Origin of the sequence: Algisphaera agarilytica, from assembly GCF_014207595.1 — a bacterium.
Lineage (GTDB): Bacteria > Planctomycetota > Phycisphaerae > Phycisphaerales > Phycisphaeraceae > Algisphaera > Algisphaera agarilytica.
Genome location: NZ_JACHGY010000001.1, coordinates 1,407,493 through 1,425,798 on the forward strand (window position 1 = coordinate 1,407,493; position 18,306 = coordinate 1,425,798).

General features: G+C 64.5%; 12 protein-coding genes. 7 read left to right on the top strand and 5 right to left on the bottom strand.

Going from position 1 to position 18,306, the window contains the following annotated elements; translation table 11 throughout:
- Window positions 1-19: 19 nt before the first annotated feature.
- A complete protein-coding gene (locus HNQ40_RS05980; RefSeq protein ID WP_184676970.1) occupies window positions 20-1,441 on the top strand; it encodes a sulfatase in 1,422 nt (473 codons plus the stop codon).
- 83 nt (window positions 1,442-1,524) lie between these two features.
- Here the strand turns inward: HNQ40_RS05980 and HNQ40_RS05985 are convergent, their stop codons facing one another.
- Window positions 1,525-2,583 carry a tetratricopeptide repeat protein gene (locus HNQ40_RS05985; RefSeq protein WP_184676971.1) on the bottom strand — a complete coding sequence of 353 codons (1,059 nt, stop codon included), beginning with the start codon at window positions 2,581-2,583 and terminating at the stop codon, window positions 1,525-1,527.
- 598 nt (window positions 2,584-3,181) lie between these two features.
- On the opposite strand from HNQ40_RS05985, the gene HNQ40_RS05990 reads away from it, so the two are divergent.
- Window positions 3,182-3,856: a hypothetical protein gene (locus HNQ40_RS05990; RefSeq protein ID WP_221435399.1), complete on the top strand. Its 675-nt coding sequence runs from the start codon at window positions 3,182-3,184 to the stop codon at window positions 3,854-3,856.
- Between the two features lie 56 nt (window positions 3,857-3,912).
- Window positions 3,913-4,683, top strand: coding sequence for a hypothetical protein (locus HNQ40_RS05995; protein ID WP_184676973.1), 771 nt, complete (start codon window positions 3,913-3,915; stop codon window positions 4,681-4,683).
- Window positions 4,684-4,775: 92 nt separating this feature from the next.
- Here HNQ40_RS05995 and glnA read toward each other — a convergent pair whose 3' ends face one another.
- Window positions 4,776-6,188: a type I glutamate--ammonia ligase gene (gene glnA, locus HNQ40_RS06000; RefSeq protein WP_184676974.1), complete on the bottom strand. Its 1,413-nt coding sequence runs from the start codon at window positions 6,186-6,188 to the stop codon at window positions 4,776-4,778.
- A gap of 45 nt (window positions 6,189-6,233) precedes the next feature.
- On the bottom strand, window positions 6,234-7,604 hold the full coding sequence (locus tag HNQ40_RS06005; protein WP_184676975.1) for a phosphomannomutase/phosphoglucomutase: 1,371 nt from the start codon (window positions 7,602-7,604) through the stop codon (window positions 6,234-6,236).
- 214 nt (window positions 7,605-7,818) lie between these two features.
- Here HNQ40_RS06005 and HNQ40_RS06010 point away from each other — a divergent pair, with 214 nt between their 5' ends.
- Window positions 7,819-10,956, top strand: a complete 3,138-nt coding sequence (locus tag HNQ40_RS06010; RefSeq protein ID WP_184676976.1) for a hypothetical protein — start codon at window positions 7,819-7,821, stop codon at window positions 10,954-10,956.
- 84 nt (window positions 10,957-11,040) lie between these two features.
- Here the strand turns inward: HNQ40_RS06010 and metG are convergent, their stop codons facing one another.
- Entirely contained in the window at window positions 11,041-12,681 is a 1,641-nt protein-coding gene (metG, locus tag HNQ40_RS06015) for a methionine--tRNA ligase (protein ID WP_184676977.1), read from the bottom strand.
- Between the two features lie 214 nt (window positions 12,682-12,895).
- Between metG and HNQ40_RS06020 the strand changes: the two genes are divergently transcribed.
- The gene (locus HNQ40_RS06020; RefSeq protein ID WP_184676978.1) at window positions 12,896-14,134 is read left to right on the top strand and encodes an MFS transporter; all 1,239 of its coding nucleotides are present in this window, start codon (window positions 12,896-12,898) and stop codon (window positions 14,132-14,134) included.
- A gap of 11 nt (window positions 14,135-14,145) precedes the next feature.
- Here HNQ40_RS06020 and HNQ40_RS06025 read toward each other — a convergent pair whose 3' ends face one another.
- Window positions 14,146-15,618 (bottom strand): S8 family serine peptidase, encoded by a 1,473-nt coding sequence (locus HNQ40_RS06025; RefSeq protein WP_184676979.1) that lies wholly within the window; start codon window positions 15,616-15,618, stop codon window positions 14,146-14,148.
- Between the two features lie 223 nt (window positions 15,619-15,841).
- On the opposite strand from HNQ40_RS06025, the gene HNQ40_RS06030 reads away from it, so the two are divergent.
- Both HNQ40_RS06030 and HNQ40_RS06035 read left to right on the top strand, forming a co-directional pair.
- A complete protein-coding gene (locus tag HNQ40_RS06030) occupies window positions 15,842-17,398 on the top strand; it encodes an SH3 domain-containing protein (RefSeq protein ID WP_184676980.1) in 1,557 nt (518 codons plus the stop codon).
- A 350-nt stretch (window positions 17,399-17,748) separates the two neighbouring features.
- Window positions 17,749-18,300, top strand: coding sequence for a GspE/PulE/PilB domain-containing protein (locus tag HNQ40_RS06035; RefSeq protein WP_184676981.1), 552 nt, complete (start codon window positions 17,749-17,751; stop codon window positions 18,298-18,300).
- The last annotated feature ends 6 nt before the right edge of the window (window positions 18,301-18,306 follow it).

Consider the following 18,306-nt stretch of genomic DNA (forward strand, 5'->3'; position numbering starts at 1 on the left):
CGAACCGTATCATGTCCGCATGAGTCAACCCAACCTCCTGATGATCCTGATCGACGACCTGGGTTGGGCCGATCTGGGTTGTTTTGGCAGTTCGTTTTATGAAACGCCCAACCTCGATCGCCTCGCGGCGAAGGGCCTTCGCTTTACCGATGCCTACGCGTCGGCACCGGTCTGTTCACCCACGCGTGCCGCGTTGCTTTCGGGCAAGCACCCCGCTCGCGTCGGCGTCACCCAGTGGATCGGCGGCCACTCGGTGGGCCAACTCCAGGACGTCCCGTACTTCTACCAACTCCCCGCCAGCGAGAAGTGCCTCGCCACCGCGCTGCGTGACGGCGGCTACCAGACCTGGCATGTCGGCAAGTGGCACCTGGGCGAAGGTCAATGCTCGCCGGAGAGCCACGGCTTCGACGTCAACGTCGCGGGCTGCGGCTGGGGCGCCCCGCGCCACGGCTACTTCAGCCCGTATCAATGCCCCACCCTCAGCGACGGCCCCGAAGGCGAATACCTCACCGACCGCATCACCGACGAAGCGATCAAGCTGCTCGAAAACCGCGACCAAGACCAACCGTTCTTCCTGAACCTCTGGCACTATGCTGTGCACACCCCGATCCAGGCGCCTGCCGAGTTGATCGAGAAGTACCGCGCCAAGGCCGAGCGTTTAGGGCTCGATCCCGAAGGGCCGCTGGAGCAAGGCGACCACTTCGCCTGTGACCACAAGAAGCATTTGCGTATCCAGCGTCGCCACGTCCAATCACATGCTGCATACGCCGCGATGATCGAAAACCTCGACACCAACCTCGGCCGGGTGTTCGATGCACTCGACGCGTTGGGCCTGACCGACGACACGCTGATCGTGTTCTCGTCCGACAACGGCGGGCTATCGACCGCCGAGGGCTCGCCGACGTGCAACGCCCCGATGGCCGAGGGCAAGGGTTGGATGCGCGAGGGTGGCAACCGGGTGAGTCAGATCGCGAGCTGGCCGGGCACGATCGCGCCCGGCAGCGAGACCGCGGTTCCCGTGGTGACGACCGACCTGTATCCCACCTTCCTTGAAGCCGCGGGCCTGCCCGCCGAGCCGTTGCAGCATGTCGACGGTGTGTCGCTTTTGCCTTTGCTGCATGGCGAAAACGCGATCGACCGCGACGCGATCTACTGGCACTACCCCCACTACTCCAACCAGGGCGACACGCCCAGCGGCGCGGTGCGGGCGGGTCGGTACAAACTTATCGAGCACTTCGAAGACGGGAAGCTCGAATTGTTCGACCTCGAAGCCGACGTCTCAGAAACTAACGACATCTCCACCGAGCAACCCGACCGTGTCGCTTCGATGCACGCACAACTCGTCGCTTGGCGCAAAGAAGTGGCCGCGTTGATTCCCGAGCCGAATCCGAATTGGGTGCCGCATGTCCCGGGGGCGGACGAGGACCCAGCGGAGGTTTGATGGTTTGTAGGGTGGGCACCGCCCACCAACCCTTACAGCAACACGTTCGCGGTGGGCGGTGCCCACCCTACAGAATTCAATGATCAATCCGGCAGGTCGTAGCGCGTCAGCAGGTCGACGATCTGCGGCTGGTTGGGGTTGATGCGCAGGCTGCTGCGCCACGCGGCGAGGGCTTCGTAGAGCTTCGCTTTGCGGCGCAGGTTTTTCTGCTGGAGGTAATCGGTGAGCAGGCAAGCGCCCAGGCCGTTGAGCGCGTTGGTCTCGTTGGGGTCGTAGACCAACGCACGGCGGTAGTGCTGGATCGAGACATCGAACTCGTAGACGCGGAATAAGGCATACGCAAAGCGTTCGTGGGCCACGGCGCTGGGGAACTGGCGGACCAGCTCGGCGAGGGTGTTGACCGCCCGCTGGAAGTTGCCGAGCTTCAGGTGCGTGTCGCCCATGCCCAGCAAGACCGGGGCGTCGAGTTCATCGATCTCGGTCGCGGTGCGGTAGGCGGTGAGCGCGTCGTCGTATCGGCCGAGGATCGAGTAGGTCACCGCGAGGTTGCACCACGCGGGCTGCGAGCCGGGCTGCAGCTCGACCGCTTTCTCGGCGTGGGGCAGCGAGAGGTCGGGTCGGCCGACCTGGAGGTAAGCCGTGGCGAGGTCGCGGTGGGTCGCGGGGTCGTTGGGGTTGAGTTCGAGGGCGCGTTGGTATTCGAGGATCGCTTCGCCGATCTCGCCGAGCACCTGCTGCATCAGGCCGAGGAAGTAGCGGGCGTCGGACCGGTTCTCGTCCATGCCCACGGCCTTGCGGTAGGTCTCGCGGGCCTTCTCGTACTGCTCCCGGGCGTGCTCGACCGAGCCGATGCCCATGACCGCGTCGACGGAGTTGGGGTTGGATTCGAGGGCGCGGTTGAACTCGTTGAGCGCGGCGGCGAGTTGGCCGTTGTCTTTGAGGATCTGCCCCGCGCGGATGCGCTGATCGGCACTGACTTTCACGCTGCCCGAACGGTTATCGGAAGCGGCGGACCCGCCGGACGAGTTGCGGACACCGCTGGTGCTGGTCGCACACCCCACCACACCCTGCAACACCACGGCCGCCGCCAGGCAGAGAGCCGGGGAAACCAAGCGGGCGGGATATCGGCGGAAATGTTTCATCTGAGAATCCCTATCGGCCAGCCACGGCGTCTGGGTGCGAAAGACCGGGCGGGCATCATCGCAAATAATCCTCGACGCGGGGAGCCCGAGACGATAATTTCAGAGAAGGTTCTCACGCCCCTGCCGTCTGCGGGGGCATTCCGGAAGGAGCGACTCCACCATGCCGGCCGCCCCGCCGTTCCCGGGCCCGTGAGGTTCGTTACGCCTCGGCCCGCCCACGTGTTCGCCCCTGAAAGTGTCACACGACACGTTCCGTGTCTCACGGCGACCCGCCGAACCGACCACCCCCTGTTATTTTTCATTCACTGTTCGATATCCCCGTCGCTCGGCCCCTCTCGCCACCGCTCCCGCGAACACGTCCAACCTGATCCGGCCCGACGCCCAGAAGCGGGGCGTGCTGTCACGTCCCCGCTTCACACGGCCCGGGCCCAAACCAAGCACTTCTCTACACAGGAGACGGTTCATGTCTATGCATTCAAAGCATCGAGGATTCACCGCGGTGGATCTGATTGCCGTGATCGCCATCAGCCTGATTGGCATCGCGTTGTTTCTCGTCGTTTTACAGTTGGGACAACCCAGAGGTGGGGGCAGCCGCCTAATGAATAACAACACCCAGCTCCGCGGCATCCACCAGGGCTTCGTCATCTTCGCGCAGTCCAACAAGAAAGGCGGCAACGACGGCTACTTCCCCGGCATGGATAGTTCGGGCAACATCCTCCCCGACGGTGAGGCAACCGGCTACTCCGGCGACGGCACAGAACCCGCGTCTCGGTTGCGGATGATGCTCGAAGGCAACTTCGTCACGCCCGACTACATCATCAACCCCGCCGACACCCGCGCGATGGAGGCCGAGATCCAACCCGGCCAAGTCGAATACCAAGGGCTGACCGCCGACCATTTTTCCTACGCCATGCTCGGCCTCGCCGAGGCGCTGCGGCATCAGGAAGGCCGATACGAACCGGGCGACGACCTGCGGGCCATCGAATGGAAAGAAACCTTAAACACCGCCGCCATCGTCCTGAGCGACCGCGCCCTGGGCACCGATCGCAAGAACATCTCAAGCGTCTTTACCGAGCCCGGCAGCGGCGACTGGCGCGGCGGCGTGGTCCGCAACGACAACAGTACGTCGTTTGAGACGCAGACCGAGTTTGAAGACACCAAGTACGGCAACAACGACGCGAACGATTTCGACCACATCTTTGAAGACGAACCCAACGCCAGCGACGCGTTTTTAGTGTTTGAAGATGCGGTGACGGCGTATAGTAAAAACTAGCCCACAGACGGCTCGCCCCAACGGGCGGGGCGTCCCTTCGATTCCGGAGTTCTCCCATGCGTCGCCCCCCCGTCTCCGCGTTCACGATCGTTGAAGCCCTGATCCTGCTCGGCACGATCTCGGTGCTGATCGCCTTGCTACTACCACTGCTCCACGCGGGGCGGCGGAACGCTCAGAAATCCAGTAATCAGACCCAGCTCCGCGGCATTCACCGATCATTTGTCGTCTGGACGCAAAGCAGCAAACACCCAGTTGGACCTTACTACCCCGGGCTGAACCGGGAAACCGGGCAAGTCATTCCCGATGGCGAACGTACAGGATTTTCAGGCGACGGCACCCAGCCCGCCGCTCGACTTGCGCCACTGATTGCGGCTAACTTCATTACGCCGGACTACATCATCAACCCGAACGACAAAGTGAAGAAGCCAATTGTTTTTGACCAAACGCCGACCGGTACCCAGTCTTATGCCGCACTCACCAACGAGAATTATTCCTATTCCATGCTCGCCCTACCCGGTAGCGAGAACACCAAGGCCGAGTGGCAGGAAACGCTCAACCCCGCCGCGGTTGTGTTGAGCGACCGCGCCATCGGCAGCGGGCCGAATGACATCTCCAGTGTGTGGACCGACCCCGACAGCGGCGCGTGGTTGGGCGGTATCGTGAGAAACGACAACAGCACTTCACGCGAAGAGACCCACATCCTGAACGACACCCAATACGGCGAAGGCGACATCAACCCGCTCGACGACGTCTTTGCCGACGAACCGGATGCGGACGATGGGTTTTTGGTGCACGAGGACGCGACGACGGCGTATAGCGCGGAGTGAATCCCGTGTTTAGCGGGTGACGCGAAGCGTCCCGCGTTCGTTGACAACACCGGCACCGGGGACGCTTCGCGTCGCCCGCTAAACGGTTTCAATCAGATATCGAAGTACATGCAGAACTCGTACGGGTGCGGGCGTTGACGCAGGGCCTGCACTTCTTCTTCGCGCTTGTACTTGATCCAGTAGTGGATCACATCGTCGGTAAACACCTTGCCCTGGAGCAGGAAGTCGTGGTCGGCTTCGAGGGCGTCGAGGGCTTCGGACAGCTCGGACGGGGCGTGGGGGATGGCTTCGCGTTCGGCGGGTTCGAGGTCGTAGAGGTCTTTGTCCAGCGGGTCGCCGGGGTCGATCTTGTTTTGGATGCCGTCGATCGCGGCCATGAGCATGGCGCTGAAGGCGAGGTAGGGGTTGCTCGAGCAGTCGGGGGTGCGAAACTCGAGGCGGCGGGTCTCGGGCTTCTGGGAGTACTGCGGGATGCGGATCGCGGCGCTGCGGTTGCGGGAGGAGTAGGTCAGGTTGACCGGGGCTTCGTAGCCGGGGACCAGACGTTTGTAGCTGTTGGTGGTCGGGTTGGTGAAGGCCAGCAGGGCCGGGGCGTGGCGGAGGATGCCGCCGATGGCGTAGAGGCCCATCTGCGAGAACCCGCCGTAGCGTCGCCCGGCGAAGAGGTTCTTGGTGCCCTTCCAGAGCGAGAAGTGCGTGTGCATGCCGCTGCCGTTGTCCTGGAAGAGCGGCTTGGGCATGAACGTAGCGACCTTGCCGTAGCGGGCCGCGACGTTCTTCACGATGTACTTGTAGAGCATGCAGGCGTCGGCCATGGGCACGAGGTCCTGGTACTCGAGGTCGATCTCGGCCTGCCCGCCGGTCGCAACTTCGTGGTGGTGGCACTCCACGGAGAGGCCCAGCTCCTGCATGATGGCGGACATCTCGCTGCGGAGGTTGTGGCCGGTGTCCATCGGCGGGCAGGGGAAGTAGCCCTCGCGCTGGCGGACCTGGTTGCCGAGGTTGCCCGGCCAGTTCCGCCCACGGTTCCACACGCCCTCGGCCGAATCGACCTCGTACACCGCGTGGTTCACGCCCTGGTCGTAGCGGACCTGATCGAAGACGAAGTACTCCATCTCCGGGCCGAAGTAGGCCTTGTCGGCCAGCTTGGTTTCCTTGAGGTACTTCGTGGCCTTGCGGGCGATGCTGCGCGGGTCGCGGCTGTAGGACTTCTGGGTGATGGGGTCCTTGATGTCACAGATCAGGCTGAGCGTCGGACGTTCATAAAACGGGTCGACCTTGGCAGTGTCGGCGACGGGGACGATGAGCATGTCGCTCTCGTTGATCGCCTGCCAGCCGCGGATGGACGAGCCGTCGAACCCGAAGCCGTGGGTGAAGGACTCTTCCTTCAGCTCGGACACGGGGTAGGTCGTGTGTTGCCACAGCCCGGGGAAGTCCATGAACCGGCAGTCGATGAACTCGATTTTCTTGGTCTTGACGAGTTGGAGGACTTGTTTGGGGGTCATGGCGAAACCAGTGATGAGTGACGAGTGAACAGTGATGAGTGCGCGTTAGTGGCCCGCCGACTCGTGGCCGAGCTTGGGCTTGAGGGCGGCGAGGAGCTCGGCGAGGGTCTTGTCGTCCTTCGCCTCGGCGTTGAGGCGAAGCAGCGGCTCGGTGTTGCTGGCGCGGACGTTGAACCAGTAGCCCTTGGATTCCCAGCAATCGATCGACACGCCGTCGAGCTCCATGACTTCGCCATCCGGGCCGTACTCGGCCTTGAGGGCGTCCATGGTGCCCTGCTTGTCTTCGTTTTCGAAGTTGATCTCGCCGGACTGGGGGTACTTGCGGAACGGGGCCATGAGTTCGGACAGCGGTTCGTCCTGCTGGCTGAGCACGTTGAGTGCGGCGGCGAGGGTGATCGCGCCCGAGTCGGCGAAGCTGTTGTTTTTGAAGTAGAAGTGGCCCGAAAGTTCGCCGGCGAAGATGCCGTCGGTCTCGCGGAGCTTGGCTTTGAGGTTGACGTGGCCGACCTTGGCGACGGTGGGCGTGCCGCCGAGGGCCGTGATGGTTTCGGGCACGACCTTGGACGAGCGCAGGTCGTAGACGATGCTGCTGCCGGGCTGTTCTTGCAGGAAGTGGTCGGCCAGCCAGGCGGTGAGGTGGTCGCAGCCGCAGAGCTCGCTGGCGTCGTCCACGAGCATGCAGCGGTCGGCGTCGCCGTCGAAGCACGCGCCCAAATCGGCGCTGTGCTTCTGCACGCCATCCTGCGTGGGCACCATGTTCTCGGCGACCAGCGGGTTGGGCTCGTGGGCCCAGTTGTCGGTCCACTCGGTGTTGGCGGTGATCACTTCGAGGTTGGGGACGTTGGAGAAGACCTTGTCGAGCAGCTCGATGCCGCAGCCGTTGGACGCGTCGACGAAGAGCTTGAGCGGGCGCTTGAGCTCGCCCATGAAGCCTAGGATGTGGGCGCGGTAGGCGTCCCAGACGTCGGCTTCTTCGTAGCTGCCCACGGGCTCGGGGCAGTCGCCTTCGAGGCTGCGGGCGATGGCTTCGATCTCCTTGAGGCCGGTTTCGGCCCCGACGGGCTTGGCGCCTTCGCGGGAAATCTTGAAGCCGATGTACTCGATGGGGTTGTGGGATGCGGTGCACTGCACGCCGCCGACGCCGCCGAGGTGGGGGATGGCGAAGTACTGGATCGAGGTGTCGCATCGGCCCAGGTCGACCACGTCCATGCCCGCGGCGCGGATGCCCTTGATCAGGGCTTCAGCCATGCTCGGGGCGGCGGGCCGGTGGTCGCGGCTGACGACGAGCTTGCCCTGGCCGTTCTGCTCTTTGAGGTACTGCCCGGTGGCGTAGCCGACCTTCCAGCCGGCGTCTTCGTTGAGGGGATCGGGGTAGAGGGCGCGGACGTCGTAGGCTTTGAAGATCTTGCCGATCATGGGGGTTCCTGAGCGGTGGGGGGAAAGCGTGTCGGGAAAGGCCGGGTCGGGGCCCAGCCACAGGCCAAAAGATCATAACGGCGGGCCCCAACAGCCGCGACCGACCGCCACGTGCGAGCCGATCTTGACGTGTTTCTCACGTCTGGGACAACGATGGAGCTCCGAAACGCGGGGCAAACTTGAATCCCCGTCTGACCGCGCCGACACTATATAAATGGATAAGCGTTTTCTCATGGTGGGCGGCGGCCTGATCGCGGCGATCGCGGTGGTGACCCTGGCCATCCTCGTGGGCGGGCCCAGCCAGTCCAAGCCCGCCGGCCCCAAGCCCACGCCCCCCACCCTGGTTAACCCCGGCATCTCCGCCGAGGACCTCAACAACCCGCCCGTGGGGATCCAGGACCCCGTCGAAGTCATCCGCGAGTTCGAGATCTACCGCGAAGACGGCGACTCGGTCACCGTGTTCACCGGCGAACAGGTCGTGCCCCAGCCCAACTTCGTCTCCGACGTCGTCCGCCCCACCGCCGAGATCCATTCGTCCAACAACCGCGTCATCCGCATCACCGCCGATGCCGGCCGGTTCTACCACCCCGGCAACGAGCCCACCCGCGGCGAGTTCCACCAGCACACCGTCGTCACCCAGTTCCAAGCCCCCGACGGCGAACGCCTCGACCTGACCACCGACCAACACGTCCAGTTCCGCCTCTACCTCGACGAGCTCACCCGCTTCGACCGCGAGAACGGCCAGATCCAATCCGATGGCCCCGTCCGACTTGTCGGCCCCACCATCGACTTCACCGGCCAAGGCCTCGACCTCACCTTCAACCTCCTGGACCAACGCGTCGAACGCCTGGTCATCGCCCAGGGCGACGAGCTCCGCCTCGCCCAAAACTCCACCTTCACCCAACCCGGCTCCCCCACCCCCAAGCCCAGGGCTGCGGAGCAAAGCGACAAAGCCCCGGATACCACCCCTAGTTCCCCAAACCAAACCCCCACCACAACCGCCCAACCCTACCGCGTCGTCCTCCACGACAACCTCGACATCAACGTCGGCCCCGACAACACCACCCTCACCGGCGATCGCCTGGAAGTCCTCTTCACCCTCGCCCCCGACGCAGACGACAACCCCAACAACCAACCCAGCGCCGCCAACGCCCACCCCACTCCCCCAACCCCCAAGCCGAGGGCTGCGGAGCGCAGCGACAAAGCCCCGGATCACCCCCAAACCACCTACTACATCTCCACCACCCCCACCCCCCAACCCCGCGCCCTCCTCACCCCCTCCCCCGACGACATCGTCGTCAAGTGGACCGGCCAACTCGAACTCAAACCCATCCACCCCAACCCCACCAACCAACCCCCCAAGCCGAGGGCTGCGGAGCAAAGCGACAAAGCCCCGGATCCCGATTCCCCCCCCGCCCCCGACCAAGCCGTCCTCACCCTCCACGGCACACCCGCCGTCCTCAACAACCCCGCCGAAGACCAGCACATCACCGCCGCCTTCGTCGGCTACCGCACCGACGGCAAAACCGTCTTCGCCCATAGCTCCGACTCCCACGCGCTGACCATCAGTTCCCCCGAGCTCGGCAACCTCCAAGCCACCGCCCTCACCCTCAGCGATACCGAAGGCGCAGGCCAAATCCTCGGCCCCGGCCAACTCAACGCCGACGAACAAGGCCTGCGCGTCAGCTTCACCGACCGCCTCGAACTCGACTTCCACCGCGACGCCGATGACGCGTTGTCCGACCTCAAGTCCGCGACCTTCCACGGCAACGTCAACGCCGTTGCCGAGTCCGACGACCCCGACCAGCAACTCGACCTGACCAGCCAATCCCTCGCGCTCACCCTCACCCCCGACGCCGAGGGCAAGGTCCAACCCTCACACCTCCAGGCCCTGGGCAACGCCCAACAACCCGTCCTCGCCAAACAACCCAACACCACCTTCCAAGCCAACTCCCTCGACGTCGACCTCGCCCCCAAGCCGAGGGCTGCGGAGCAAAGCGACAAAGCCCCGGATACAGACACCGACCAAATCCAAATCACCCGCCTCCGCGCCCTGGGCAACATCACCGTCCAGCTGATCGAAGAGCAAACCACCCTCACCGCCCACGCCCTCGACGCCGACCCCAACCGCGGCCGACTCGAACTCTTCGGCGAAAACGACCAGACCTTCGCCACCCTCACCCGCGACGGCGCGACCCTCGCCGGCGTCCACCTCATCCTCGAAGAAAACGCCCAGACCGCCGACGCCCTGGGCCCCGGCACGTTCTCCGCCGACGTCGACGAAGACGACCCCACCGCCAAGCTCAACATCGCCTGGACCCAGTCCATGAACTTCGACAACACCCAGGGCAAAGCCAAGTTCGTCGGCAACGTCCGCTCCGCCTCCACCTCGGCGACCGACGACACCTCCCTCGACGCCCACACCCTCGCCCTCGAGTTCGTCCCCCAAGACTTCACCAACGAAAACGACCCCAACCCGAGCAATGCAGACTCCCCCAAGCCGAGGGCCGAGGATCGCAGCGACAAAGCCCCGGATCAAACCACCCCCGCCGCCCTCGATCTCCGCCGCGCCCACGCCATCGCCGACCCGGACAACGACGACCAGCAGGTCAACTTCACCGCCCAGACCTTCGCCGAAGATCAGCCCCAAGCCGACAAGCCGCTCACCCGCGTCACCCTCATCGGCCGCGAACTCATCTTCATCAATCAGCCGCCCAACCTCACCAACCAGACCACGATCGACGACAACATCACCATCGAACAGGTCATCGTCCCCACCCGCGGCCGAATGCTCCTCGAAGACTACCGCACCGCAGAAAAGCCGAGGGCTGCGGAGCGCATCGACAAAGCCCCGGATACCCCCAGCGCCTCCCCCATAAACTTCGCCGGCCGCGGCGTCACCCTCTTCGCCTGGGAAGACCAGCTCACCCTCGACGCCCAGGCCAACGACCTGCGTCTCGAGCAAGACGTCTTCATGCTCCACCGCCCGGACGACGGCAGCGAAGCGATCAAGCTCGACGCCCAACGCCTCGTCGCCGACCTCACCGAGACCGGCGGCCTGGGCGCCTACCTCAGCCAGGACAACTCCGCCCCGCAGGCCCAGATCCGCAAGGTCAACGCCGACGGCCGGGTCCGCGTCGCCCAAGGCCCGTCCAACGTCGTCGCCGACCACCTCGAATACGAAGAGTCGAAGCGCACCGTGCTGCTCTGGGCCGAGCCGCGTCGTGAAGTGGTCCTGAACCGCGACGACCAACCCAACGGCCGAACCACCGCCCGTGCCCTGCGATGGGACCTCGACAACGACCTCTTCACCGCGATCGACCCCGGCACGGGCGTGGTCCCGGTGGAGTAAGTTGTCTTTTGCTCGGATGAATCGGATGGGATCGGATCAAGGCAATCCCCATCCGACTGATCCGATTCATCCGAGCCAATGCCTTTACTTCTTCGGCGGCTGATACCGCGGGAAGAGCGCATCGCCCTTTTCGATCGGCGTGCCGGGCTGCAACTGGCCCCACTTCACCCAATCGTCGAGCTTGCCTTGGCCGCCATTCGCCGCCATCTGCTCGGCGTAGTCGCAGCCGATGCGCGACCAAAACTTCTCGCACGCATCGGGGATGAACGGCCACAACAACACCGACGCAATCCGCAACGCCTCGGCACAGTTGTAAAGAATCGTCCCGACCTCTGGCATCTTCTCGGGGTCTTTGGCGAGCGTGAATGGACGCGTATCTTCAATGTAAGCGTCAACATTCGTCACAGGCATTAGCGCACAACGACTAGCCTCCGACAAATCTGTTTTCTTAAAAGCTATCCGGTGTAAATCCCACCACGTCCTGTCGGACTTGGGAATATTCTCGTGGTAGTTGTGATCAGAACCGTTGATGGCAACCGCGTCTTGTAAGACACCATCAAAATATTTCCCAATCATGTTCGACACCCGCGAAGCGGAGTTGCCGAAGGTGTTTGCCAGATCGGCGTTGTACACCTCAATGTACTTATCTTCACTGAACTCCGAGTCCGTCGTTCCGAGCGGGCCCTGGGTGCTGAGGAAGTAGCGCAGAGCGTCGAGGCCAAACTCGTCGACCAAGGCATTTAAGGTTTCGGGATCTAAAAAATTGCCGGTGGATTTACCCATCTTCATCACGGCTTCTTCGCCGGTGTCGAGCCTGGCTTTGCTGACCCAGTAGCTGTGGCTGTAGACCTGCTTGGGCAGGTTGACCCAGTCGTAGCCTTCGCATTTCTGCAGGGCCATCAGCAGGGCCGGCCAGATGCTGGCGTGGAACCAGAGGATGTCCTTGGCGATGAAGTGGGTCGCGCCGCTCTGCCAGTAATGCCTTCGGTCGGGCGTGTCGACGTAGGTCAGGTAGTTGAACAGCGCATCGATCCAGACGTAAATCGTCTGCTCTTCGTCGCCGGGCACGGGGATGCCCCAGCCGCCGCTGCCGGTGCGGCTGATCGGTACGTCCTTGGCTTCCTTGATCCGGTTGACGATCTCGTTCTTCCGCGCGGTGGGCTGGACGAACTCGGGGTTCGCCTCGAAATGCTGGAGCAGTGCGGGGACATACTTCGACAGGCGGAAGAAGTAGTTCTTCTCGCTCTTCTTCACCAGCGGCTTGCCGTTGACCTCGGACTTGTAGTCGTTGTCCTTGGCTTTGTTTTCGGGGACGTATTCTTCCTGGCCCGCGTCGTACCAGCCGACGTACTCGCCCTCGTAGATGTCGTCCGAGTCGATCAGGGCTTTGACGTACTCGGTGACCTTGGCTTTGTGGTGGTCGGACGACGTGCGGACGAAGTCGTCGTTCGTCATTTCGAGCTTCTCGAACGTCGAGCGGAACTGCTCGGCGTTGAGGTCGGCCCACTCCTGGGGGGTCTTGCCGTGCTCGGCGGCCTTGTCGGAGACCTTGGCGGCGTGTTCGTCGACGCCGGTGAGGAAGAAGGTGTCATCCCCACGCAGGCGGTGGTAGCGGGCGACGACGTCGGCGACCATCGTCGTGTAGACGTGCCCGAGGTGGGGCTTGTCGTTGACGTAGTAGATCGGGGTGGTGACGTAGAACGTATTGGAGGGATCGGCGCTCATGGGACGGGGATTGTATGAAAATCGGGGGATTGAAGATTGGCGGTCCAAGACAGCGCTTCGCTTACCACGGAGGATAAGAGGCACGGAGACACGGAGAAAACCGAAAACCTGTATGAATTCCCTGCCTTGCTCCGTGCCTCCGTGCCTCCGCGCTCTCCGTGGTTAAGCGGAGCGCTGCCTTGCACGCCTTGAAATGGGGCTATGATCCGGCCACGTGCGTGCGATCAAGAGCCAGTTTTTTCTGTCGTTTACGGTGATGGGCAGCGTCCTGCCGTACCTCTCGGTGTTCCTGGAACAGCGGGGGCTAACGATGAGCCAGATCGGGTGGGTGCTGAGCCTGACCGGGGTAGCGGTGGTGGTGACGCCGGTGATCACCGCGGCGTTGGCCGACACCCGCATGCAGGGGCGGACGCTGCTGGGGCTCATGTTCGCCGGGTCGGGGCTGACGCTGGCCTGGCTCACCCAGGTCGACGGGTACTGGACGATCCTGATCGTGCACGGGCTATTCGCGCTGGCCTTTGCCCCCGTCACGTCATTGCAGGACGGGCTGTATTTCCAGCGCGGGGCCGAGCTCGAAGCCCGGGGCCAACCGGTGCAGGACTACCACATCGTGCGCGTGTTCGGCACGTTCGGCTTCATCGTCCCGTCGCTGCTGCTGTACTTCATCCTCCGCCACGAATCGGTGGACACCACCGCCTCGGTGTGGTGCGGCGCGGTGTGCTGCGGGGTGGGCGTGTTGAACGCGGTGCTGCTGCCGAAGATCGAACGCGCCGAATCGGAAGACCAGGACACGCCCAGCCGTAAGCGGCAGGGGCTGCCCACGGCCGCGGCGCTGCGGGCGTTGTGCGAGCCGCATGTGCTGGTGTTCTGCGTGGCGATGTTTCTCATCCACCTGGCGATCACCGCGTACTACGGGTTCTATCCGGTGTACCTCACCCAGACGGTGGGCATCGAGGCCCAGTGGGTCGGACTGATCGCGAACCTCGGCGTCGTGATCGAGATCGGCTTCATGCTCGGGTTCGGCTGGTTCATGCGCCACTGGGGGATACGCAAGCTCATGGTCGTCGGCGGGCTGTGCATGATTGTGCGGTACCTCCTGCTGGGCTTCTTCCCGAACGTGGGCGTGGCGGTGGGCACGCAGGTGTTCCACGGGATCATGGTGTTGGTGGTGCACGTCGCCCCGCCGATCTATCTGAACCGCCGGGCGGACAAAGCGTTTCGCAACTCGATCCAGGGGCTGTACGCGATGGTGGTGTTCGGGACGGGCCGGATCGCGGGCAACCTGATCGCGGGCTGGATCGCGGACGTGTCGCTCACGGCGGTGTTTCTCTACGCGATGGTGCTGACACTGATCGCGACAGCGCTGTTCGCGTTTGCGTTTGCCGATGGGGCGACGCATGCGAAGCACGGGGGTGGGGATGGGGGCGGGAGCGCTAAGCCGCAAGCGGCTTAAGGCGTAGGCGTCTATTTGACGGGTTTATCGATCACCCACGCGAGGGCGACGTCCCAGTCTTCTTCGAGTTCGTTGTGGGCGGGGTCGCGGACGATCTCGAGGCGGTATTCACCCTTGGCCAGCGAGGGGACATGAATATGTTCGACGTTGTCGACCCGGCTGGTGCTTTCGGCGAGCACGGACTCCTGGTCACCATCGATCGAAATCAAACGCAGATCGAGGTCGGCGATTCGTGCGCCGTCGAGCCAGACGGCGAGTTTTTCCTGGGTGTCTTTGCGGGTGGCGATGGCGACGCGGCCGTCGATCCGGCGGTGCCAGGTGATGGTGAACGACGCGGGCCCGGTGTCGATGGGCAGCTTGAGGCGGTAGCTCGCGGTGGCGTCTTGCTTCACCGTGGGGAACGACCAGCCGGCGAGGCGTTTGATCTGCTCGCCGGGGTTGGCCGGACCGGCGGCGAGGATGCGCAGCGAACGGTCGAGGTGGACCACCCCCGCGCCGAGGTGGTTGTCAAGCGGTTGCCCGGGCAGGGGCTCCCAGCCCTCGGGCTTGGTGGCGCCGCTGAGCAGCGCGGCCTTGATGACCTCGGCACGGTTGGCGGTGGGGTGGCCCGCGGCGACCAGGCGGTCGGCCTGTTCGAGCAGCAGCGCTGCGACGCCGGAGACGACGGGCGTGGTGTAGCTGGTTTGGCCGTGGGGCGCAACCAGGTCGGGCTTGGACCGGCCGGGCAGGTCGAGTGAGGTGACCCCGCCGGAGCTCTGGCCGCTGGTGCTGCCAACGGCGATGGCGTTGTAGGCGCTGCCGAGCAGCGCGGGGACGGGCGTATCTCGGCCGTTGTTCACGCCGACGCACATGATCACGTCGTGGGTGTCGACGAGGAAGTCCACGCGGCGGAGGACCATGGCCGCCTGGAGCTGGGGCGGCTCGCCGATCCAGGAGTGGGAATACACCCGGGGGTTGAACGGCGAGTCTGCGGGGGGCACGGGCGGCGCGACCGTGCCGGCGTTGAGCACGAGCTTGCCGATGAAGTCGTTGCTGGTCATGCAGTGGACGACCTCGACGCCGGGGGCGAGCCCTTTGCTGCCGTAGATGATGCGGGCGGTCTGGGAGGCGTGGGCGCTGGGGTTGGATTCGCCGGAGCGGAGGGAAAAAGCGACGGCGTCGTAGACCGGGCCGGTGAGGTCGGGGCGGTATTTGCCCGGCACACCCTCGACGTGGGCGAAGGGGATGCCGTGGCCGGTGGGCATATTGCGTCCCAGGCGGTCGGCGGCGGTGTCATAGCCGATGACTTCACGGATGATCCGCCGGCTGGGCGGCGCGGCGGAGGTCGGTGGGGTTGGCGATTGGGCCTGCGGGTCCTGGGTCTGAGCGAGTGCGGCCTGGGGGACCGTTCGGAAGGCTTCTCCGGGCCAGCCGCCGGCGAGGCCCGTGAAAAAGACGCCCAACAACAGCCCCTGCCCCACCCGAGATTTCAAGCGTTTTCGCATGCGTCTCAATTCTACGATGCGATCTGCGTTCGGTTCGTGGAGCGAGGGTCCGTGGCAAGTTATAGTGTCGTGTAGATCAGGTAACGCAGATCATGACGATCGGGCGGCCCGCGACGGGTCATCGGTCTTGCCGGCCGTCTGAGGCCTTTTCCGGGCGTCGGCGGGAACCCCCGCCAGGCCCGAAGCGTCTATGTGAAGAATGAAAAGTACGGAGACTTCCACCATGCCCCACCGCCCCGCCGCCCTTGCCCCCGCCCTGTTTGTGATTTGCTGGTCGCTCGTGCTGGCGTGCACCCCGGGCGTGAGCCAAGCCCAGTCCCCGACCCCGCCGTTCGACGCGGTGGTGATTGAGGCCAACACGATGGTGCGTTCGGGCGCCGGCCGGGCGTACTACGAGGTCGGCTCGCTGGAAGTGGGGGCCGAAGTGGTGGTCGAGGCCGAGCTGTTCGGCTGGTACAAGATCGAGTGCCCCGAGGGCGTGTACTGCTTTGTCGAACGCAAGAACGTCAACGTCCGCGGCGACGGCAGCCTGGGCGTGATCGAGACCGACGGCACCGCCATCAACGCGGCCCACGCCACCAAGGGCCCCGCCGACAGCTACCGCAAGCTCATGGACCTGGACGCGGGCGACACCGTCGAGATCGTCGACGAGGTGAACAACGCCTATAAGATCAAGCCGCCGAAGAACGCTTACGTCTTCCTGCCCCCCGGCTCGATCGAGCCCGCCGCCAACCGCGCCCCGGCCCCCGCGCCGGCCGAGCCGGTCGACCCCGAACCCGTGACGCCCACCGAACCCGCGCCCGCCCCTGCGGAAACCGAGCAAGCGCCCGAGCCGCCGGCACCGGTGGTCGTGAACCCTCCGGTGGAGCCGAAGCCCGCACCCGAGCCGGTGGTGGTCAACCCGCCCGCCCCCAAGCCCATCGATCCCGAACCCGTGACCCCGGCCCCCGCGCCCGAGCCCGCCCCGGCCGAAGTGGTCGAAGCCCCGTTGCCCGAACCCGAGGTCATCTCGTTTGACGAAGCGGTCGACCCCGTCGACGACAGCACCGCCGAGGCCAAGCCCGTGGACCTGCTCAACGACCCGACGGTCGATGTGCCCATCCCCGATGTGGAAGTCCAGACCGATGCGACCAACGAGATGCTGCGGGCGGTGGAAGTCGCGATGCTGCCCTACCTGAGCCTGCCCGTGGATGAACAGCCCATCGCCAAGATGGTCAAGGGCTACGCCGACGCCTCCCAGATTGCGCAGCTCAGCGACAGCGACATGGCCATCGTGCGGGCCCGCCTCACCCAACTCGAACGCAACCGCGAGCTCGCCTCCGCCCTGGCCGAAGCCGACGCGGTGACTGAAGAGATCAACGAAGGCCAGCCCGCCGCCAGCGAAGCCCCGGCGACCGACCCCCTGGCCGATGCCGAGACCCCTTCCGAAAGCGAAACAACCGACGCTGGCGACAGCCAGACGGATGCCGGTGACGAATCGGCCAGCACTGAGCCCAAGGCACCCACCCCGCCCGCGGTCCCGGCCGTGGCTTCGGAATACGACGCGGTCGGCATCCTCACCGCCTCCACCGTCCACACCGGTGCCAACCAGCCCGTGCTGCTCCGCCTGCTCGACCCGACCGGCAAACGCACAGTGGCTTACCTCGAGCCCAGCGAAGCGGTGGACACCGTCCAGATGATCGGCCGGATCGTCGGCATCGTCGGCGAATCGGTCTACGACCCCACCACCCGCCTCAACCTCATCCGCCCCACCCGCGTGGATGTGTTGAGCGCGAACTGAGCGTCGGGGTCCTCCGTTTAGCGGGCGGCACGAAGTGCCCCGCTAAGCCGTCGTCCGATCACCCCGCGCTATTTAAAACCACACGGAACACGCCGCGTCTCCCGCTCAACATGAGCCCGGATCGCACGACACGTTTCGCTTTAGTGTCAATCCCAAAAAAAAGATTCGCGTCCGTAAACCGCCCCCGCCGTTCCGGATGGTGGGTTTGTGCGGTTACGGTAAACCCGTAGTCCCCGGATAACGCTCTCCCGGTGTTATCTGCCGCCAAAGTCCCGACGATCTCCACGGTAGCCCGGCCCCATCAGTTCCTGGGGAACCCCGGCCCGAACGACTTACCGCAGGAGAATCGCGTGTCACAATCCCCCATCCGCATCGGCCAAATCCTCGTCGAAAACGGCGTGCTCACCGAACAGCAGGTCTTCGAGGTCGTTCAGGCCCAAAAAACCCAACAACTCCCCTTCGGCGTGCTCGCCGAGCAGATGTTCGACGTCACGCTGCAATCGATCGAAGCCGCGTGGATCGAGCAGTACCACCGCTTTACCGGAACCATCGACCTGTCCGAGCAGAAGTTCGACGCCGAGGCCCTCAAGCTCATCAGCCGTCGGCAGGCCTGGCAGTTCGAGATCCTGCCCATCGGTTTTGAGCCCAGCGGCGAGTTGCTCATGGCCGCGTCCAGCACCCGCCTCGCCCGGGCCGTGACCTTTGCCACCAACCGCATCAACCGCGTGGCCTACTTCCGTGTCGCCGAGTCGGCTCAGCTACGTATGTTCCTCCGCGAGCACTACCCCATGCCCGAGGTTTCGCAGAAGATCATCGAGCGTGCCCGCGACATGGCCGACGGCTTCGAGACCTGGCCGCACGACGAAGACGCCGACCTCAACGAACTGCTGAAGTCGGCGTGATCCGAA